We start from the raw sequence: 20,960 nt of genomic DNA on the forward strand, positions 1-20,960 counted from the left end.
AATCACATACCCTTAATTTTGTTCCTGGTCTTTAAAAAAATAATTTGGCAAAACTTAATCTTAAAGACAAATTGGCTGCCCAGAGAATTTACTTAATTCTTGCAGCCCTTTTCATTGCTTCCCTGGTTGTATCTAACCTGATTTTTCAAAAATTCTTTTACTGGGATTTCTTCGGAATCTACACTTTTGAGATTTCAGTGGGGATTTTACCCTACCCGGTTACCTTCTTAATTACAGATATTATTAGCGAAATTTATGGAAAACGCAAAGCCAATGAAGTGGTAACGGCGGGGATCTTCGCTTCGTTCTTCTCTTTATTAATCGTTTTTACGGCCGATGCTGTTCCGGCTACCGCCTGGTCTCCCGTAGGTAATTCCTTGTTCAAAACGGTATTTGGCGCTACCGCAATAGCGGTTTTAGCTTCCATGCTGGCGTACCTGCTGGCGCAGTATATAGACATCCAGTTATTCCATTTCTGGAAAAAACTTACCAGGGGCAGGCACCTCTGGGTTAGGAATAACTTTTCAACCTTCCTGTCTCAATTTGTAGACACTTTTTCGGTCTTGTTTTTGCTCTGTAGTTTTAATAAAATTGAATGGGAGCGGTTTGGCGCACTATTGCTTAGCGGCTTTTTGTTTAAGGTTATTGTCGCCATATTGGATACGCCCTTTCTATACTTTTCAGTCTATGCTCTAAGGAAAAGGTTTAAACTGAAAATGGGAGAAGAATTAATTCTGGAAACTCCCAATGTGGAACATAAAAAAATCTATGATGAAAAAAGCGCTTAAAATAGTTGGGATTTTTGTGTTGGTGGTGCTTGTCATTTTAATAGCAGCACCACTTGTTTTTGAAACACAAATTGAAAATTTTGTAAAAAAAACCATTAATAACAATGTAAATGCCCGGGTAGAATCCTCAGATATAGACCTTAGCCTCTTCCGTAGTTTTCCCCAGGCAACAGTTGTGCTAAGCGATGTAAGCGTGATCAATAATGAACCTTTTGAAGGCGACACTCTGGCTTTAAGCGAAGAAGTGCTGCTGGAAATGTCTATAGGGGAATTATTTAAAGGCAGTGATGAACCAAAAAGTATAGACGAATTCCGCTTTAACAATGCCTTTGTTAACATAAAAGTTGATTCTCTTGGCAATGCTAATTATGATATTGCTATTGAAGATACTACCACCACGGCTTCAACAGATACCGCTTCCACAGGTTTTAGTTTAGACCTGGAGCATTATGAGATCAATAATTCCAGGCTTAAATATGCAGATGAAGGAGCAAAGATTTTTCTTGATGTTGAAGAGTTAAACCACCAGGGAACCGGGGATTTCTCTCTGGACCAAAGCGAGTTGGATACTGAAACCAGTGCACTGGTAAGCTTTGAGCTTGACAGCGTGAATTATTTAAGCCGAAACACGGTAGCGCTGGATGCCGTAATCCAGATGGACCTGGAAGAAATGAAGTACAGCTTCCTGGAAAACCAGGCACTTATCAACCAGTTACCGCTCACTTTTGATGGATATGTAGATGTAAATGACGATAACAATGAAATAAACCTCACTTTTAAAACTCCTTCTTCAGAATTTAAAAATTTCCTGCAGGTAATTCCTGAAACTTACGCCAAAAACATTGAAGAGGTGCAAACCAGTGGCGATTTTATTGTTAACGGTAAGATAAACGGGATTGTAGATGAAGAGCATATTCCCATGATGGATATACAGGTAAGCTCCAGCAATGCCTCTTTTAAGTACCCCGATTTGCCAAAGGCCGTCCAGGACATAAACCTGGACCTTAAAGTGTTGAATGAGACCGGCCTGGTGGACGATACTTACATCACTTTTGATAATGTAAGCTTCCGTATAGATGAAGACCGCTTTGCCGCAAACGGCAGCGTACGGAATTTGATGGAAAACATGCTCATAAACATGACGGTGGATGGCACGATTAATCTGGCCAATATTGAACAGGCTTACCCGCTGAATATGGACCTGGACCTGAACGGGATCCTTACCGCAGACCTTACGGCCAGTTTTGATATGAACTCCATTGAGAATGAGCAGTACCAGAACGTAAATTCCAAAGGAACGGCCAGCATCAGGAATTTCAGGTACAAATCTCCAGAGATCCCGAATGAAGTTCAGATTGCCAATGCGCAAATGAATTTTAACCAGGGCACGGTTCGCGTGCCGGAATTAAAACTTACCACCGGCCAGACCGATATCACCGCTTCAGGAAATATTGAGAACCTGATGGGCTTTTTATTTACAGACCAGGTTCTAAAAGGAAATTTCCAGGTGAACTCCAATACTTTCGCTATAAGTGATTTTAAGGTTGCTGAAACTGAAGAAACAGCTACTGAAGAAGTCGAAACCACTTCAGAAGAAAATACTCCGGCAACAACAGGCGAAGAAGCGATTAAAATTCCCTCTTTCCTGGATGTTGAACTAGGTTTTAAGGCCAACAGGGTTTTATATGATGATCTTGAACTTCGCAATGCCACGGGAACACTTATTTTGAGAGATGAAACCGCCACCCTGCAAAATGTAACTACAAATATTTTTGGCGGAAGTATTGCCCTGAACGGGAATGTTTCCACTAAAAATCCCACGCCAACTTTCCAGATGGACCTTAATTTGAATAAGCTGAACATCGCCCAGTCCTTTAATCAAATGGATCTGTTGCAGGGTCTAGCCCCTATTGCCAATGCGCTGGAAGGTGAACTCCAAACAAACCTCAACCTGCGTGGAAATTTAAATAATGATTTTACGCCAGACCTTTCTACTCTTGCCGGCACTGCTTTGGCACAAATTCTCACTGCGGAAGTAGATCCTGCAAAAATGCCATTACTGGCCAGGCTGGACCAGCAACTTTCTTTTATTGATTTAAACGATATCAATCTGGATAACCTCAAAACAAACCTCACTTTTGATAATGGGATGGTAGAAATAGAACCTTTTAATTTTGATGTAAAAGGGATAAATGTGCAGGTGGGTGGTAGCCATGGGTTTGATATGAATATGAATTACAACGTAAAACTGGATGTGCCGGCGCGTTACCTGGGCAGTGAAGTTGGAGGAGCACTGGGACAGTTGAGCGGTGAAAATATCCAGAATATGACGGTTGCCTTACCAATAGATCTGACAGGAAGTTTTAGCAATCCGCAGGTTAACCTCAACATGCAGCAGGCTATTACCAACCTCACTCAAAAGGTTGCGCAAAACCAGAAGGAGAAACTCCAGCAAAAAGGAATTGACGCGATAAATGATATCCTTACCGGAAAGAGAAATCAGGGTCGTGAAAATACGCAGGATTCTACCAAAGTAGATACCACTGCCAACCCTGCCGCTCCAAAACCGGAGAAACAGGTGGAGCAGGCAGCCAAAAACATCCTTGGAGGAATCCTGAAAAACGCCCAGACCAAAAAGAAAGATACGACCGGAAGTTAGAGGTTAGAAGTCTGAAGTATGGAATAGAAATACCTCACAGGTTTTGAAAACCTGTGAGGTTTAATCTAAATAAGGTTTCAGTTTGTTTAAAGAAATTAATTCGTTGTATGCGCGGCTTCTAGTGAAAGAGCTTTTAAGCTTGATCGGGTATCAGACTCTGTGAAAAGAATTTTTTAACCTTCGGCGGGTGCGTTTTTTAATTCCGGCTGGTATTCTTTTTTGGTGGTGTTCTTTCTGGTTACCAGATTCAACTTCCGCAGAAATACAGGGATTATCCCCAATATTAAAAAAGTTGATGCTATTGCCAGCATTACCGGCAGCTGCGTTACTGCCTCTCCTATAGTGAACATTCCCAGGATAAGAATAATAGAAAGAGGAAAGGAAAGTGCAAGTATATTAATAGCCAGTGAACCCGAAAAAGTGCCCGTCTTCTTCTTTTCATTTTTCTCCCTGGCACCAACTGCCGCAATATGAGCAAAAGGCCAGAAACTACAGGCACTCATCGAAAATGCCAGCACGATCAGCCGGTCGTTTCCCAGGCTGATATTCCCAAAGTATATTAACAGGGAACTTATAAAAATCACCGCTCCCGCCCTTAACAGCAAGAGACTAAAGATCTTCCCAAATTCTCCTTTTTTAATAGAAACGGCCAATCCAATGAATAAAAGCACCAGTGGGGTCATTAATAAACTCAGGCGGCCCAGGGTTTCAGAAAAAACGAATGGCAGGTCGCCAAGATTATATCCAAACCCAAGCAGTACTAGCGCCACCAGGATAAAAACATTTACAGGTTCAGAAACCAGGACTTTTAAAAGATCTTTAATCTTTGCTGAATTCATCCGGGCACTTTTCCCATGAACTTTGTAGAACCAGTTCATCGCCACAACGTATAAAATAAGCAGTACAAAAACTTTATTTCCAAGATCTGCCATTGCTGCTTTGGCCAGGGCACCATCTCCCAGGTATTCTAAAATAAAGGGGAAGGAAGACAGTCCAGGAGCCAGCGATGGCACCAGTAAGCCGGCAGTCCTGTAATCTGCACTGCCCTTTTTTATTCCACATGAAGGCAGGAGATACGGAAAAAGAAAGAACAGGATCAGGTTTAAAATAATCGCGAAAAAAGGTAACAGGAAAAACTCCGATTTAAGCTCAACGCTTAGCAAGGCGATAAAGATCGTTGCCGGCAGTGCCAGGTTTAGAATTATTTTCTTTATACCTGTGGTTTCCTCCTTTTTACTGAATTTGAGCTTTAGCAGAAATCCAATTCCTATAAATAATAAAAAAGTGAAGGTTTTCTGTAGACTTACATCCATAAAACTCTTATATATTAAACCAGAATCTCATCCAGTGCTTCGGTGAATAATTTCATTTCTTCCATCTTGCCCATACTTACCCTGCACCAGTCCTGGTCCCAGAATTTGAATGCCCTTACTGCCATCTCGCGCTCATATACCTGGTTTAAGAATTCGTCACCAGCCATTTCAAGAGGAAAGATTACGAAATTGGTTTGGGAAGGCATATAATCAATATTCCGGCTCTCAAGATAATCTGTGAAGTAGTTTCGGGATTCAATTAGTTTAGTCCTGCAGGAATCCAGGAATTCAGCATCGTCCATCCCGGCCGAAGCCGCAGCTATACTGGGACCGGTGACTCCCATGCCTCCACGGGTTATTTCATTTATACTATCCAGAGTTTCTTGTTTTCCTATCATGTAACCTATTCTAAGGCCAGCCATTCCATGTATTTTAGAAAAGGTCCTGGAAACAAGCACATTCTTATTCTCAGCAACAAGAGGAGCCATACTGTTTTCCATTCCGGCGTCAGAGAGTTCTATATAGGCTTCGTCTATAAAAACCGGAACTTTTTTAGAAACACGCCTGCAGAAATCCATTAATTTGCCGGCATCGGTTATTGTCGCGGTAGGGTTGTTTGGATTGGTGATATAAACCAGCCTGGTTTCAGAATCTATGGCTTCTTCCATAGCATCCAGATCATGCTGATAATCGGGAGTGAGTTTTATGCTTTTCCAGCTGCCCCCTGCAGCTTTAGCCACAGAAACAAGAGACATATAACTGGGATCTGCACTCACCACATTGCCCCCATGCTGAAAAAACACAAGTGCTGTTTTTTCCAAAAGATCAGAAGAGCCGGGCCCCATCATCACCTGTTCAGGCTTTACTCCTTCTTTTTCGGCAATTTTAGCCGATAAATCTCCCAAACTTTGCCAACTGTAATGGTTCCCGCCCCAAACTTCTTTTTGAAAAACTTCTGCGGCTTTTTTGGAAGGCCCGTGTGGATTTTCATTCCACATTAACCTGGCTTTTAAAGAATTAAGGTCTGGAAACCTGGGTGGCGTATATTCGTTAAAGTGAGTATTGTGAAAAAGAAATTTGCTGTTATTACCAATTGCATTTTCAACGCGCCTGGACCATACCACATGCGGCGCTACAGCTACCGCGCCAAGCGATAACAGGCTTTTTTTTATCCAGTCCCGGCGGGCATTAGAGGAGGTTTTCATATTTTGTTGTTTTCTTATGTTATAAACATATACAGAAAACCCCTGAAAACCTATGCTATAAATTTAAAAATGAGCACCTTAAATTATTGATATAAAAAAATAGCATTCCATATTTTTAAATATTGAAAACAGCAGGAACTACAAAACCCTTATTTCAACCACGTAACCTTCATGTGCCCGAACATTAAATGCCGTGCCATCTTCAAAGATAAGGTACTGCCCTTTTATTCCTTTTAGCACCCCTTCATAATAAGGATTCTTCTTTAGCGCCAGGGTTTTTATTTTCTTCGGAAATTCCAAAACAGGGAAGGCTATTTCGGTTTCTTTATTATTTTCAAGGAAATAAGGTTTGGCCTCTTCAGGAATATAATCCTTCAGTTTATCCCTTTCTTCAGCTAAATTTAAATCCAGCACCTCGTTGGTTAACATTTTGCGCCAGTTGGTTTTGTCTGAAACATGATCTTTAAGCGCCACTTCAGTAATCCCGGCAAGATAGCGGTTAGGCACTTCCACAATTTCTATGGCCTCATGTGCGCCCTGGTCTATCCACCGGGTAAGGCTCTGGCTGGCACGGGTCACCCCTACTTTTACGTTGCTGGAATTGGCCAGGTACACCACATGCGGCTGCAACTGGGATTTTTTTTCAAATTCCAGGTCACGGTCTTCCTGCCCTAAATGCGCTTTACTTAGTTCCGGGCGCATAATCCAGTCTCCCGCCTGCGGAATACTGCTCCAGCAATCGTAACAAAACCCGGTGCGAAAAACCTTTTTTTGCCTTCCGCAGTTAAGACATTCAAATTTGAGAAAATTTATGCTGATCTTTTTATTGAGAAGCTGGTTCATATTCAGAAAATCTGCTTCAAAAACCAGGTAATACTGAACGGTATCGGTAAGCTCCGTCCTCATTTTGGTAAGTACTCCTTCGTACCTCATAAAAATTGATTAAATTTAGTTGAAACGATTCTTTTGCCGGCTTCAAAGTTTAGATTATTTTTAGCCGCACAACCAAAATTGCCCCAAAAATTAAAGGGCATAAAGATAAAAATAAATAATGCCAATTCCGCTAGTAAATTCCATTGCTTCCTGGTTTTTGAAGAAGAGAATCCATCAGATGGAGCTGTTTATGAAGTATCCTGAAGAAGTTCAGAATGAGCTGTTAAGGAATCTTATTGCCAAAGCAAAAAATACTGAATTTGGAAAGAAGTATGATTTTGATTCCATTTCCAGTTATGAAACTTTCGCGGAACGGCTTCCGGTTAAAAAATATGAAGATTATGAAGCCTGTATAGAAAGAAGCAGGCGTGGCGAAACTAATATTTTCTGGCCAACCCCAATAAAATGGTTTGCCAAATCCAGCGGCACCACCAATGCAAAAAGCAAATTTATCCCGGTAAGCGACGATTCTCTTGAAGATTGCCATTTTTCTGCCGGGAAAGACATGCTGTGCATGTATCTTAACAACAATCCGCAATCGCAAATGTTTACAGGTAAAAGCCTGCGCCTGGGTGGGAGCAAGGAAATTTATCGCAATAACGGCACAGCTTACGGAGACCTTTCGGCTATTCTTATAGACAATATGCCTTTTTGGGCAGAATTCAGCAGCACGCCGAGTAATGAAGTTTCGCTGATGCACGACTGGGAAGTGAAAATGCAGGCCATTGTTGATGAAACCATAAAAGAAAAAGTGACCAGCCTTGCCGGCGTACCTTCGTGGATGCTGGTTTTGCTAAACAACGTACTGGAAACCACAGGCAAGGAAAGTTTATTTGAAGTTTGGCCGCACCTGGAAGTTTACTTTCATGGCGGGGTAAGTTTTGATCCTTATGCCCCGCAATACCAAAAAATACTTCCAAAGGAAGAATTCAGGTTTTACGAAATTTATAATGCCAGCGAAGGCTTTTTTGCCTGCCAGGACCAAAACGATTCCAAGGAGTTATTGCTCATGCTGGACTACGGCATTTTTTATGAATTTATCCCCATGGACACCTATAACACTCCTGAAGAAAAAGTTATTCCCCTGGGGCAGGTGGAAGTTGGTAAAAATTACGCGGTGGTGATTACCACAAATGCCGGGCTGTGGCGCTACAAAATTGGGGATACCGTAAGGTTTACCTCCACCTATCCTTACCGGATAAAGGTTTCTGGCAGGACCAAACATCACATTAATGTTTTTGGCGAAGAGCTGATTATTGAAAATGCTGAAGAAGCCCTTAAAAAGGTTTCCCTGGTCACCAATTGTGAAATAAAGGATTACACCGTGGCCCCTGTTTTTATGGAAGGCAGGGAAAAAGGATCGCATGAATGGATCGTGGAATTTAAAACTCCGCCCAAAGATTTTAATAATTTCAAGGTCCAGCTGGATAAGTCCCTGCAGGAAATTAACAGCGATTATGAAGCCAAGCGCTATAATAACATGACGCTGAATATGCCCAAAATTCACAGCGCCCGGGAAAATCTTTTTTATGACTGGCTGAAGAAAAATGACAAACTCGGCGGGCAGCATAAAATCCCGCGTCTTTCCAATTCCCGAAAATATCTCGAAGAATTACTGGAGATGATGTAAAGGCTGTGGAAGGAGTTTTTTTCAATTCCGCAGATAAATTTACAGCAGATGCTGTGGGTTTATCAGATCATCATCAGCTATGGTGGTCCTGTATTTAAGGTGGTAACCAGGTTTTCAGAAAATTCTCTTTATCCTGAAGCCCTATTTTTGCGACAAACCTTTGTACCATACAACACAAGCAAAGTAAGATACGATCTGCCGCGTATTTTCCTTTAACTTTCAACACGCTTCAATAACAGCTCAGCGCCATGGGCAGGTAAGATAGAAATAACTCACCGACACTTATTTGCCAATTACCGACACTAATTTAGAATTAGCCGAACTTCTCTCATTCTGTATTGAATTTAATACATTTTTGTAAGCTGAAATATAACCCTGCACCAAAATGAGAAAGAAACTGAATATTCTGTTTATTGAAGATGATGAGATTGAGGTAATGAAGTTGATGAGAACCATGAATTCGCTGGAGTTGAAGCATAATATTCTGGAAGCACAGGATGGAGAACAGGCCCTTGAAATCCTGAATAAAAAAACCAGACTGCCCGATATAATATTCCTGGACCTCAACATGCCTAAAATGAATGGTATTGAATTCCTGAGGATCCTGAAGAACGATGAGACCCTGCGATATATCCCCACGGTTATCCTTACCACCTCTAACAACAGGAAAGATGTACTGGAATGCTATAAAATTGGAATCGCCGGCTACCTCATTAAAACTTTAAAATATGATGATTACGTAGAAAAATTAAAAGCTGCCTTCGAGTACTGGAGCCTGAATGAATTGATAAAAGCCTAAACCGAAAATGAAAGGTATTGTATTTACAGAATTTCTTGAAATGGTCGAGAAAGAATTCGGCATCGGACTTTTAGACCGTCTCATTGCAAAATCAAATCTGTCTTCTGGAGGAGTTTACACCGCGGTTGGCACGTATGATTTTTTCGAGATGCAAAACCTCATAGCTAATCTTAGTGAAGAAACCGGGATTCCTGTTCAGGATCTTATATATGCTTATGGCAGGTACTTTTTTCAGGTACTTATCCGTCACCATCCCAACATTTTTGCCATGTATTCCTCTGCCATAGAAATGTTGGCATCTATAGAGAGCCACATTCATGTACAGGTGCGAAAACTGTATCCCGGCGCCGAACTTCCAACTTTTAAAATCACCAATAAGGAGGAGAATTTCTTGGAAATAATGTATTTTTCTACACGTTCTATGTATATGTTCGCCAAGGCTTTAATGGAAAAGACCTTCGAACATTACGAAACAGCTTATAAAATAGACCTGGAATTATTGAAAGAAAACGGCAGCCAGGTGAAATTCAAAATTTACAAGCAGCCCCATGCAATCTACAGCTAAAATCGAAATTCTTGAACGTGCCCTGCAACGGGAAAAAGCAGCGCGAAAAGCCGCTGAAGAAATTCTGGAGCAAAAATCTGCAGAACTCTACGACACCTCCGAAAAATTAAAATCTTCCAAAGAGCAGCTGGAAGAACTTCTTAACCGCAAAACCTCAGAACTTGAAGGGGTGTTTGAAAACATCATCGACGCCTATGTTGTCCTGGAACTTTCGGGAGACGTAATTAGCATGAATCGTGCAGCGATGGAATTGCTGGGCTATGATGTAGAAAAAGAACCTATAAACCTGCTGCGGCTGGTAAAGGAAGAATACCGGGAGTATTCACTGGAAGCCTTCCGCGAGTTATATTACCACGGCAAATTCAACAATTATAAGGCGGTTATTGTAACAAAAAGCGGAGAAGAAAAAATCGTCCAGATAAATGCCAGTATTATCTACAATAAACAAGGGAAACCCATAGCTGCCCAGGGAATAGCCCGCGACATCACGCAGGATACCCAAATGAAGAAATTGATGGAACAGCAAAAGCAGCAGCTGGATATCATCTTCAAAAATTCGCCTATAGGAGTTTCCCTTTCCAAACCCAAAACTAAGGGATTAATTATGGTTAATACGGCCCTCTGTGATATGCTTGGCTATAGCCCGGAGGAATTTAAAAAGCTTAATGTTCAGCAACTTACCCATCCGGATGATGAAGGGGAATCGGAGAGGTGCAGGGAGAAAATGTTTAGTGGTGAAATTGACACTTTTACCCTGGAGAAAAGGTATCTTAGAAAGGACCGGGAGATTGTGTGGGCAAAAACTTCGGTTACCGCCGTGAGGGATGATCACGGAACCATAGATTACCAGGTAGCAACCATTGAAGACATTACGGAACAAAAATTCGCTTCCGAAGAACTTAAGGAGTCTGAAAACAGGATGTCCACCCTTATCATGAACCTGCAAACCGGTATTCTTCTTGAAGATGAACACCGCAGGATAAGGCTCACCAACCAGAGGTTTTGTGATATTTTTGGCATTCCGGCACCTCCGGAAGATCTTACAGGCACCGATTGCAGCAATGCGGCAGAATCCAAACATCACTTTAAAAATCCTGAAGCTTTCGTTTCAGGAATTCAGAAACTTCTGAAAGAAAGAAAAACAGTACTTGGAGAGGAGTTAGAGCTGGCAGACGGACGCATTTTTGAGCGTAGTTATATTCCCATTTTTAGTGAAGGTATTTATCGCGGCCATTTGTGGAGCTATGAGGATATTACCATCAGGAGAAGGTATAAGGAAAATCTTAAGGCCCAAAAGGAAAAGTACAGTAACATTATCGCCAATATGCACCTTGGCCTGGTAGAGATAGACAAAAAAGGCACAATCGCAATGGTTAATAATGCCTTTTGCGATATCAGTGGCTATACTAAGGAAGAACTGGTGGGGAGTAATGCCATCAAACTCCTCGTTCAGAATGACCCCGAAGAATTCATGGAAAACCATAAACGCAAAAGGAACAACGGGATCGCCGATTCCTACGAGGTGGAGGTTCAGGACAAAAACAAGAATACAAGGCATTGGCTGGTAAGTGGCGCTCCCAATATAGATGTTAAAGGCAAGATGATTGGGTCTATAGGCATTTTTCTGGATATTACCGAACGTAAATCGCTGGAGAAGAAACAAAAAGAGCTGTTGAAGCACCTGGAAAGCCAGAACGAGAAGCTTAACGACTATGCCCACGTGGTGTCTCACGACCTTAAATCTCCATTGCGCAATATCTCTGCCCTGCTAAGCTGGACACGTGAGGATTTCAGGGAAAAATTAGGCCTGGAGAGTCTGGCAAATTTAGACCTGATGCAAGCAAAGGTGGAAAAAATGGACCACCTTATCGAAAGCATTCTCAATTATTCCAGCATCGATAACACCAATGTTTCAAATGAAAAGGTAGACCTTCAGCCACTTGTGGAAGATATTATTTCCATGATCTATGTACCGGAGCATATAGAGGTAAAGATCAAAAAGCAATTGCCGGTAATTGAGGCCGATAATACCCGCATTCAGCAATTATTCCAGAACCTGATAAGCAACGCGGTGAATTATATCGATAAAGAAAAAGGAATTGTTGAGATTGATGTGAACGAAAAAGCTAACCGCTATATCTTCAGTATTGAGGACAATGGCTGCGGAATTCCTGCCGAACACCATGAAAAGGTCTTTAAAATTTTCAGCTCGGCCAGCAATGACAAAAAATCTTCGGGTATAGGTTTAAGTATCGTAAAGAAAATACTTGATCTTTATGAGGGCAACATCTGGCTGGAAAGCGAACCTGGAAAAGGAACAATTTTTTACTTCAGCTTAAATAAGAACATGAAGAACCTGCAGGGCGGGAATAAAAATTAGTACGATGAAAGAAGCACCCAATTTATCATACATCCACCAGCTATCTGACGGCAATAAAGATTTTGAAGAAAAACTTCTTAACGTGGTACGAAGAGAGCTGCCTGAAGAAATTGAGGTTTTTAAACAGAACATCAGGAATAAAAACTATAAAGAAGCCTCTGCCAACGTGCATAAACTTAAACATAAAATTAGTATTTTAGGGCTTGAAAAAACATACCACTTAGCGGAAGATTATGAAAGTGAGTTGCGCGAAGGTGAGAATAAAAGACAGGCTGAATTTGAAGAAAAACTTCAGATGATGCTTGCTTTTGTTCAGCAGTCCTAAAATCTATATGAATGAAATGTTTAGTTATTGATGATGAGGCGGCGGCCAGGATGATTATCCAACAACTTATTGAAAATAACCCGCATGTGGAACTGGAAGAAGAATTCCCCAATGCCATGCAGGCCATAAAATTCCTTAACCAGGAAAGTGCAGAACTCATTTTCCTGGATATTCATATGCCAGATTTTACCGGTTTCGATTTTATCCAGACGCTTAAAAATCCGCCGAATGTTATTCTTACCACCTCAGACCGTAGTTTTGCCATTGAGGCTTTTGAATTATGATTGTATTGTGGATTACCTGGTGAAACCCATTACCCAGGAAAGGTTTGATAAAGCCGTGCAGAAGGCTTTAAATACCAAACCTGTGGCGGCGACGAAGGATCCTGCTTCAGAATTAAATAAAACCGATAACGACCTTTACGTAAATATCGACCGCAGACTTATTAAAATTGATATTCCCACTATTTATTTAATAGAAGCAAAAGGAGATTATATTCAAATCAAGACTTCCGGTAAAAATTATACCGTACATTCCACCCTTAAGAAAATTGCGGAAAAGTTACCCGGGGATATTTTTCTTAAAGTGCACCGCTCTTTTATTATCAACATAAAGCAGATTGTAGATATTGAAGATAACAGCGTCCTTATAGAAAAAGATGTGATCCCGGTAAGCCGCAGTAACCGCCCGGAACTGATGAAAAGGTTAAACCTGCTCTAAACCGTTCATCTACACTTTTCATCTTTTCAACAGACATACTTTTTGCTTAGGCGAAAAATCCCGGCAAAGCTAAAAGCATCGGCTACTTTTACCATACTTAATCACCAAATGGTAAAAATTACCCGAAATGAAGAATCACAATTATGCAGTTATTATGGCCGGCGGAGTTGGAAGTCGATTCTGGCCGGTGAGCAAAAAAGCCCATCCAAAGCAATTTCAGGATATCCTTGGGAGTGGAAAAACTCTGATGCAAACCACCTTCGAGCGCCTGGAAAAATTTGTCCCCGCAGGGAATATCTACATCCTTACCAACGAGATCTATAAAAAGATCATTTTGGAACAATTGCCCCAGATTGACCCAGAGCAGGTGGTGGCAGAACCGGTTATGCGCAATACCGCGCCCTGTATTTTAATGGCAGCCATGAAGATCTACACCAGGGATCCGGAAGCAAAAATGATTGTTGCCCCAAGTGATCACTGGATACACAACGAATATAATTTTGCCAGCGATGTTAACCTGGCCTTTAAAACCGTAGAAAAAGCAAATAAGCTCATAACTTTTGGGATACGCCCCAGCTTACCAAATACCGGTTACGGTTACATACAATACAATCCATCGGCTTCTGAAAATATTTATCCTGTAAAAAAGTTTACTGAAAAACCCGATTTTGACACTGCTTCACATTTTGTGGCAGCAGGAAATTATTTATGGAACTCCGGAATTTTTGTATGGAAAGCCTCACAGATTATTCATAGCTTCAGGGAATTTTTGCCAGATATGTACGAGTTGTTTGATAATGGAACGCCTTTCTGGAACACCTCTTTAGAACCGGAATTCCTGTCAGTTACCTATCCTTCAGCAGAAAATATTTCGATAGACCATGGCATTATAGAAAAATCCCCGGATGTTTTTGTGATCCCGGCGAGCTTCTCCTGGAATGACCTTGGAACCTGGTGCGCGCTTGAGGAAGAACTGCCCCAGGATGTAGACAGGAACACGGTTGTGAATTCCAGGTTTATCCCGCTGGAAGCCAAGGGAAACATTATTCGCACCGAAAAAGATAAAGTAGTTTTCGTGGATGGCCTTAGCAATTATATCATTATTGAAAATGAAGAAGTGCTGGTGATCGTACCCAAGCGAAAAGAGCAGGAAATAAAAGAAATAAGACAGAATGTAATGAACCGGTACGGAGTTCATTTTGGGTAAAAACTGCAGAAAAACCATTCATCTGCAATTATAGCTGCCCAGGCTTAAAAAAACCTGCACTTATCACAATTTTCCTTAAAGAAGAGCATCTGTAAATACCTTTATCCTGCTAACCCAAATCTTATGAAACGAATTCTACTTCTTTTTTGCCTCAGTTTGAACCTGAACCATTCTGCCCAGCATTACCAGTTCCAGGGAGGCTATGATGCGCAGGGAGTTACAGATGACCTGGAACCGGAAAATGATATGATTTCTGATAAAAGCATGCAAATGCTCCTGGACGCTTTACCGGAGAGTTACCCGATGCCGGAATATAATCCGCATTACATCTCTACGGGTTACGATACCGATATTGCCTTACGGGAAGATGCTGGCAATTGGGTGACTTTTGTTAAAGAAGGTGCCGGTTATAAAAATGTTCTGGGGTTTTATACTTATGATCTTAATGCCCCTGCTCCCGCCAAACCCCAACCATCAGACATTACAATTATTTTTCCCAATGCTTCTGAAGGTGGTTACTGTGGTTGTTTACGCAAAGGAAACAAGGTGAAAATCGGCAATTTCCCAGCGGGTACAGGAATAGGTTGGGTGTTGCTCGCCAATCGCTGGAACGGCAGCAGGGTAACCGGCGTACACTGGCAGGTTTTCTCAAACCCCGATTTTAATCCGGAAGCCGATGAGGAGTTGAGACAAACCATGGTACTGCTTTCAGATCCCCAAAATGAAAGGGTGTATCTGGGGATTGAAGATTTAAGAAGGGACCACCACTCTTGCAAGCAGGATTTTAATGATGCCCATTTTATGTGACCGCCAATCCATGTGGGGCGATTAAAACTTACAACTATGCAGACATTAAAAGCGCCACAAAAGTAAGCTCTGCCAACAAAGGCGGCCTGGAAAGCACCGGCGACATCGCCAGCCGAAATTTTAAAAGGTTAAAGAACAATTACAGCAAACACAAAAAAGAAAAACAACAAAAATTTGCCGAAAAAGCCTCTATAGTAAAATCCCCCCATGGTTTGGTCCTGGCTTCCCTGCTCCCCCATAGCGCCATGTTTGGCAATGAGGAAGCCAGGATTTCAAGCCCCGGGGATCTGATGGGTATCACCAATGCCGAAGCTGTTTTCTCTGCTGATTATTACAGTAATGGCGAACGTGTTGCCGCGGCACTTATCACCAAAACCAGTGGCGGTATTTACGACCAAACAAAAGTGATTTGCGACCGGCTTAATTCTTCCAGCCTGGAAGACATCAGGACCATTAGCCTTAAAGGCCATGAGCTGGTGATGATAAAAATACTTCGCGCAAACGGAGAGTTGGAATACGCGGTGAATTTTTCCGTAGAAACTGGAGAATTGCCTACCCTCCACTCCTACTGGAATATTGCAGATTATCCCGAAGGAGACTATGTGAATTTCCAGGTATGGGGAAATGCAATGGGGCAGGTGAGCAGCATCGTGGGGCATATTTTAGAAAAATTTAAAGCTTATAGTTCCCTGATAAGCGATAAGATGGCCGGCAGGTACCCTACCGTTTTTGTAAAACGTGGTTTTTATAAAGACGGCCGGCTTCATCTTATCGTAAAAAACAAAAATGAAGATGAGGGCTTTCTTTAAGCGGAAAAATGCGCGCTACAGAATTTGATGAAGAGGTGGAATTTATAAATGCACAAAATCTTAACAAGGATTATGAGGAAGAAATCTGCATAGCCTCAGGATCAGGCTTTTGATGCCTCCGGTTTTGAAGCCCTGGAATTCAACATCGGGAATACTTCCCCTGTTGAAGTGATACTTGTAACTGAAGAAATGCGAAACTGGGAAGATCGTTATCGCCTTCAGCTTCCTGCTTATGAAGAATTAAAAACGCTAAACCTGAAACTCAGTGATTTCTCTAATGGAACAAAAAACTATAACAATGAAAAATTTAAAGCGGTGGTCCTTTCAATACAGGGAGATTACAGCAGGTTTTCAGATTTTTCACTCGAGGTAGAAAAAGTCGCTTTTACAGATTCCCGCTTACTTGAATTGTTATCCCACGGAAAGCCGAAACTGTGCAATTGCATATTTATGATATGAACGGGCGCAGGCTTTGGTTCAGGCCGTATGTTACAGAAAACTTAAAAAAACAATTGTCGGTGGAAATTCCCGGGATAAAACGAGGAATGTACCAGGCAATATTGCTCCTGGAAGGAAAAGAAAAATTTTCGCTTAGTTTATTGGTTAACTAAGCATCTTAGGTGGTTAGGTTGAAAAGCAGGGAAAAAACTCCCTGCTTTTTGTTCTACATAGAAAGGTTAACATTACAAAAACAACCGTATTCTTCTATTTTTCTCAAAACCAAATGATTTAAGAATGTAGTTTTCCAATAAAAGAAGAGGTAGCCTAATTATTTATTGTTTTTTTCTACTATGGTATATGTATAATATCAGGAAGAAAATGGTGATTCCAGTCCAACCGCACAAAAACAACTTCATTTTAGATAGAATTGGTTAATAAACGCTATCCAAAATTCATGATAATCTCCTGGAAATTTTGCTCTTATCCTATGGATTATATCTTTTTTGCTAATATTCCTTTAAAATCAATCATCTTCAGTTGAAAGGTCTCTTGGTGAGATCCCATACTTTTCCTTGAATATCCTGGAGAAATAACTATGGCTACTTAGTCCCACAGCATAGACTACTTCATTAATATTCTTTTCTTTTGTTTGCAATAATTCCAGGGCCCTGGAAAGCCGCACATCCCTGATGTATTCATTTATTGTTCTGCCGTAAACCGTCTGAAAGCACTTTTGCAGCTTATGGACATTCATGCCAGCCAGTTTGGCCAACTCGCTGTTGTTTTTCTTCTCTTCGAGATTGTTGTTTATCTCATCGGCCACAGTACTTATAGAATTGTACTCATCTTCAGTCAAACCCTGGCGCCTGTCATGTATCACCACTTCCTTATAGGTTTGAAGAGTATTGGAAAGCATTTCCAGTGCCTTGGCTCCTAAAAAATTAATTCTTGGAAGCCCCTTCAGGCTACAATTCCGAAGTTGCTTAATCACATCGGATGTTGTCATACTAAAACTGGCAGGAAGAAGATGCCCATCGAGTACATGCGAATTATGAAACATATTATAGAATAGAGGATTAGTATCATTAATCCTAAAAGGAAGACTCTTCATATAGGCAGTACGGTCCAATTCCAGATAAGAGATTTGGTATTCCACATCTTTTTTGAAAAGTACAGTATGATATTCGTCGATTCTGGGAGAAACTATCGTATATTGATGAGGTTTTATTTCATGGTTTTTCTTTTTATCATTTATCCAGCTTTGAAGATTTCCGGTTAAACAATGGATTATTTTAATGGGTTTTAATATGAGGTGCTTAACACATAATTCTGTATTTTCCCTGAAAGTGCAGGAAAAATTATATAAGGCCAGCCCGTTGGGAAACTCAACACCTTTTATATAACCGGTTCCTTTGTCCTGAGGTAAAAAAAGTGAATATTCGGCAAGTTCGTCTTTAAATCCTATATTTAATTCTTTTGCTAATGATGGTATAAAATCACTTATACTCCTGAATTCGACCTTTAAGCGCATGCAATGTTAATATTTTAACGTTAAAGAGAATAAATTTTTGCTTTTAAAACAAGTCCAGGTCAGCAATAGCGCCAATAGCACGCGATAAGATTAAAAAAATTCGGATAGGGTTAATTGTGGGGCTTTTCTGAAGGAAATTATACTGCGTTTATACAAAAACTTCTATCTCTCCCAAATTTTTGCTGTGCCATGGGATAACAATATTGCAAGTTGTTTTAAAGTGCTATTCCGGAGCAACGCAGTACGGCGAAGCATATACAATAGAATAAAAGTTTCACTACTACCAAAAATCAATTGTCTAGCAAGCCCGTAATTTCGTTTATTTTTTCTTTATTGATTGGTTTCATAAGCAGCGCTTTTACATACTCATGCTGTGCCACCTCTTCCCTTTCTGCGGGATCCTGGGAAAAAGTTAGAATAAATATTACCGGAGGCTCTTCAAAATCAATTTTATCAAGTTCATCAAGAACATCCTTAGCAGATAACACAGGCATATTCAGGTCCAGAAAAATTAGCAGCTTTTCCCCTGCGGCATTTAGCTCTTTAATATATTTAAGAGCTTCTATGGGAGAAGTAATTTTCACAATTTCGTTATCGGGAAAATGCGCCTTTACTGAAGCTGTTTGTATAGCATTTATAATAGGCTCATCATCAATCATTAATATTCTGTCGAAATGCATGTAGGGATTTTTTTAGGTTTTTAATACTTTTTCCAGGAGGTTATAAGAATATTTATTGTACTTGCTAATTCATCAATATTTACTTCCTCATTTTTCCTGTGATGCTCATAATATTGATTTAAACATATTAATATAATTAAAATTGAAAAAGCGGCCCTTCACTTATAAACCACTTCAGGCTTACACCAAACTGGGTAAAAAGTAAATCCGGCCGCGGTTGCCGATCGATGTTATTGTGGTTCCCATAAAGGCTAAGGCTGAAACGGCTGCTTATGGATCAATCTCAAAAGTGGTGGGTGTCTTAAAATAAAAAACCCCGCAAAAATTTGCGAGGTTTTTAAAATGGTGGGCGCGAAGGGATTCGAACCCCTGACCCCTTGGGTGTAAACCAAGTGCTCTGAACCAACTGAGCTACGCGCCCTATTTCATTTTGTTATCGCTTCAGCTTTTCAAACAATCCTGATTGCTGATTGCGGATGCAAATATAGGCTAGTTTTTCAATTCAACAAAAGAAAAATGAGAAAAAATGAAAAAATTTTATCTCCTGATTTTAACGTCTCTTTTGCGTCCTAAAAAGCAACGTCTAAAAAGTTCATAATCAACTAAAAAGATTTTATTTCTGTAATTTGAAAACACTTTGGCAAATGTAATCTAAATGTTTACCCGTAAAATGCTTTGCAAGTTCTGGCCAAATTCTTTACGTTCTGCCTCATCTGCCCAGGCATTGACCATGAGCTTTTCATTCTCATCAAAAAAAATCCCCTGAAACCCCAAAGATGTCGTTACGTGTAATATGCTTTTAGTTTTCATCTTAGTTGATTTTTGGCTATTAAAAATCATAGCTGAGAAGTCTACTCATATAGCCGGAAAGCTATAGCATAAACAGGAAAAGTAAAAAAAGGGATAAAAAACGCGCAACTCTACCTGCCAAAAGTAAGCTGAAACTTTAAATGACTTCCGCTACTATAAAGTTACTTCCGCCTACAAAAATCAGGTCTTCATCCAGGGCTTCTTCTTCTGCCGCAAAAAGCGCTTCTTTTACAGAGCCATAGGTTCTGCCTGCCAATTCGAACTGCTGAGCCTCCTTTTGTAGCTCTTCAGCAGCAAGCCCCCGCGGAACATCTGGTTTGCAAAAATAATATTTTGCCTCCTGTGGAAAAAGAGGAAGAATTTTGGAAAGATCCTTATCATTTACCACTCCCAGCACAATATGCAAATGTTGAAATTTTTCCTTTTTCAACTGGTTCATTACCAGCTTTAGGCCTTCAGCATTATGCGCGGTATCACAAATAATTTTCGGCTTTTCCCGAAGCACATCCCACCGGCCCTGGAGACCGGTATGGAGCTTTACATTATTAAGACCGTTAATAACAGCTTCTTCAGAGATCTCCCAGCCCTTCTGCTTCATAAGCTTTACTGAAGCGAGTACAGCTTTGAGATTTTTTTTCTGATATTCTCCTTTAAGGTCGGTATAGTACTTAGGAAATTTTAATTCTGAAGCAAAAATAATTTCAGCCCCAACTTCTTCAGCTTTTCTCCTGAAAACAGCCTCGGTTTCTTTCTGCTTTTCACCAATTACCACCGGCACCTCTTTTTTAATAATTCCGGCTTTTTCTGAAGCTATTTCAGCTAAAGAATTTCCCAAAAAAGCGGTATGATCTAAACCTATATTCGTGATAATGGCAATTTCTGGAGTGATGATATTTGTAGAATCCAGCCTGCCGCCCATACCCACTTCCACAACAGCTATATCCACCTGTTGCTTTGCGAAATAATTAAAGGCCATTCCCACCGTCATCTCAAAAAAAGAAAGCTGATGTTCCTGCAGAAAATTTTGATTTTCGTCTACAAACCGTACAACTTCTTCCTGGCTAATAACCTTCCCGTTAATTTTTATACGCTCCCGAAAATCTTTTAGGTGTGGAGAAGTGTAAAGCCCCACCTTGTAACCTGCTTCCCGTAGAACAGAAGCAAGCATATGGCTGCTGGACCCTTTACCATTGGTCCCTGCCACATGAATGGATTTGAATTTCCTTTCAGGATTTTTGAGGTGCTTTGCAAGGGCAAGGGTCCTGCCCAGGTCTTTTTTAAATGCCTGTGCGCCCACTCTCTGGTACATGGGCAACTGCTGAAACATCCATTCAACAGTTTCCTGGTAAGTCTTCACT

At 40.8% G+C, this 20,960-nt stretch carries 19 protein-coding genes, 1 tRNA gene and 1 pseudogene; 13 read left to right on the forward strand and 8 right to left on the reverse strand.

Annotation, left to right across the window (positions count from 1 at the left end):
* Positions 1 to 44: 44 nt before the first annotated feature.
* Positions 45 to 788, forward strand: a complete 744-nt coding sequence (locus RM553_RS13290) for a queuosine precursor transporter (protein ID WP_311535429.1) — start codon at positions 45 to 47, stop codon at positions 786 to 788.
* Positions 772 to 3,447 (forward strand): AsmA family protein, encoded by a 2,676-nt coding sequence (locus tag RM553_RS13295; RefSeq protein WP_311535430.1) that lies wholly within the window; start codon positions 772 to 774, stop codon positions 3,445 to 3,447. The genes RM553_RS13290 and RM553_RS13295 overlap by 17 nt, the downstream gene beginning before the upstream one ends.
* 173 nt (positions 3,448 to 3,620) lie before the next feature.
* Here RM553_RS13295 and RM553_RS13300 read toward each other — a convergent pair whose 3' ends face one another.
* From RM553_RS13300 to RM553_RS13310, 3 genes are all read right to left on the reverse strand, one after another.
* A complete protein-coding gene (locus RM553_RS13300; protein ID WP_311535431.1) occupies positions 3,621 to 4,760 on the reverse strand; it encodes an AEC family transporter in 1,140 nt (379 codons plus the stop codon).
* Positions 4,761 to 4,774: 14 nt separating this feature from the next.
* Positions 4,775 to 5,965 (reverse strand): pyridoxal phosphate-dependent aminotransferase, encoded by a 1,191-nt coding sequence (locus RM553_RS13305; RefSeq protein ID WP_311535432.1) that lies wholly within the window; start codon positions 5,963 to 5,965, stop codon positions 4,775 to 4,777.
* Between the two features lie 138 nt (positions 5,966 to 6,103).
* Positions 6,104 to 6,898 (reverse strand): DUF2797 domain-containing protein, encoded by a 795-nt coding sequence (locus RM553_RS13310; RefSeq protein ID WP_311535433.1) that lies wholly within the window; start codon positions 6,896 to 6,898, stop codon positions 6,104 to 6,106.
* A 118-nt stretch (positions 6,899 to 7,016) separates the two neighbouring features.
* On the opposite strand from RM553_RS13310, the gene RM553_RS13315 reads away from it, so the two are divergent.
* From RM553_RS13315 to RM553_RS13365, 11 genes and pseudogenes are all read left to right on the forward strand, one after another.
* Complete coding sequence (locus RM553_RS13315; RefSeq protein WP_311535434.1) at positions 7,017 to 8,528, forward strand: GH3 auxin-responsive promoter family protein; 1,512 nt, start codon at positions 7,017 to 7,019, stop codon at positions 8,526 to 8,528.
* Between the two features lie 48 nt (positions 8,529 to 8,576).
* Positions 8,577 to 8,744: a hypothetical protein gene (locus tag RM553_RS13320; protein WP_311535435.1), complete on the forward strand. Its 168-nt coding sequence runs from the start codon at positions 8,577 to 8,579 to the stop codon at positions 8,742 to 8,744.
* Between the two features lie 169 nt (positions 8,745 to 8,913).
* Positions 8,914 to 9,327, forward strand: a complete 414-nt coding sequence (locus RM553_RS13325) for a response regulator (protein WP_311535436.1) — start codon at positions 8,914 to 8,916, stop codon at positions 9,325 to 9,327.
* Positions 9,328 to 9,334: 7 nt separating this feature from the next.
* Complete coding sequence (locus RM553_RS13330) at positions 9,335 to 9,892, forward strand: heme NO-binding domain-containing protein (protein ID WP_311535437.1); 558 nt, start codon at positions 9,335 to 9,337, stop codon at positions 9,890 to 9,892.
* Complete coding sequence (locus RM553_RS13335) at positions 9,876 to 12,272, forward strand: PAS domain-containing sensor histidine kinase (protein WP_311535438.1); 2,397 nt, start codon at positions 9,876 to 9,878, stop codon at positions 12,270 to 12,272. Before RM553_RS13330 ends, RM553_RS13335 begins: the two co-directional genes overlap by 17 nt.
* Before the next feature lie 4 nt (positions 12,273 to 12,276).
* Positions 12,277 to 12,597, forward strand: coding sequence for an Hpt domain-containing protein (locus RM553_RS13340; protein WP_311535439.1), 321 nt, complete (start codon positions 12,277 to 12,279; stop codon positions 12,595 to 12,597).
* Positions 12,598 to 12,608: 11 nt separating this feature from the next.
* Positions 12,609 to 13,317 (forward strand): annotated as a pseudogene (locus tag RM553_RS13345) (LytR/AlgR family response regulator transcription factor).
* A 127-nt stretch (positions 13,318 to 13,444) separates the two neighbouring features.
* The gene (locus tag RM553_RS13350; protein WP_311535440.1) at positions 13,445 to 14,524 is read left to right on the forward strand and encodes a mannose-1-phosphate guanylyltransferase; all 1,080 of its coding nucleotides are present in this window, start codon (positions 13,445 to 13,447) and stop codon (positions 14,522 to 14,524) included.
* Positions 14,525 to 14,647: 123 nt separating this feature from the next.
* Positions 14,648 to 15,331: a DUF4114 domain-containing protein gene (locus RM553_RS13355; RefSeq protein WP_311535441.1), complete on the forward strand. Its 684-nt coding sequence runs from the start codon at positions 14,648 to 14,650 to the stop codon at positions 15,329 to 15,331.
* On the forward strand, positions 15,328 to 16,140 hold the full coding sequence (locus tag RM553_RS13360; RefSeq protein ID WP_311535442.1) for a hypothetical protein: 813 nt from the start codon (positions 15,328 to 15,330) through the stop codon (positions 16,138 to 16,140). The genes RM553_RS13355 and RM553_RS13360 overlap by 4 nt, the downstream gene beginning before the upstream one ends.
* A gap of 189 nt (positions 16,141 to 16,329) precedes the next feature.
* Positions 16,330 to 16,599 (forward strand): hypothetical protein, encoded by a 270-nt coding sequence (locus tag RM553_RS13365; protein ID WP_311535443.1) that lies wholly within the window; start codon positions 16,330 to 16,332, stop codon positions 16,597 to 16,599.
* 505 nt (positions 16,600 to 17,104) lie between these two features.
* On the opposite strand, the gene RM553_RS13370 is transcribed toward RM553_RS13365, so the two are convergent.
* The 5 genes from RM553_RS13370 to RM553_RS13390 form a co-directional block, all read right to left on the reverse strand.
* Complete coding sequence (locus tag RM553_RS13370) at positions 17,105 to 18,112, reverse strand: helix-turn-helix transcriptional regulator (protein ID WP_311535444.1); 1,008 nt, start codon at positions 18,110 to 18,112, stop codon at positions 17,105 to 17,107.
* 290 nt (positions 18,113 to 18,402) lie between these two features.
* Entirely contained in the window at positions 18,403 to 18,792 is a 390-nt protein-coding gene (locus RM553_RS13375) for a response regulator (RefSeq protein WP_311535445.1), read from the reverse strand.
* Positions 18,793 to 19,135: 343 nt separating this feature from the next.
* Positions 19,136 to 19,213 (reverse strand) — tRNA-Val (locus tag RM553_RS13380).
* Positions 19,214 to 19,443: 230 nt separating this feature from the next.
* Positions 19,444 to 19,602 (reverse strand): hypothetical protein, encoded by a 159-nt coding sequence (locus RM553_RS13385; protein ID WP_311535446.1) that lies wholly within the window; start codon positions 19,600 to 19,602, stop codon positions 19,444 to 19,446.
* A gap of 136 nt (positions 19,603 to 19,738) precedes the next feature.
* Positions 19,739 to 20,959 carry a bifunctional folylpolyglutamate synthase/dihydrofolate synthase gene (locus RM553_RS13390; RefSeq protein ID WP_311535486.1) on the reverse strand — a complete coding sequence of 407 codons (1,221 nt, stop codon included), beginning with the start codon at positions 20,957 to 20,959 and terminating at the stop codon, positions 19,739 to 19,741.
* Position 20,960 lies beyond the last annotated feature (1 nt).

Origin of the sequence: Autumnicola tepida, assembly GCF_031846485.1 — a bacterium.
Taxonomy (GTDB): domain Bacteria; phylum Bacteroidota; class Bacteroidia; order Flavobacteriales; family Flavobacteriaceae; genus Autumnicola; species Autumnicola tepida.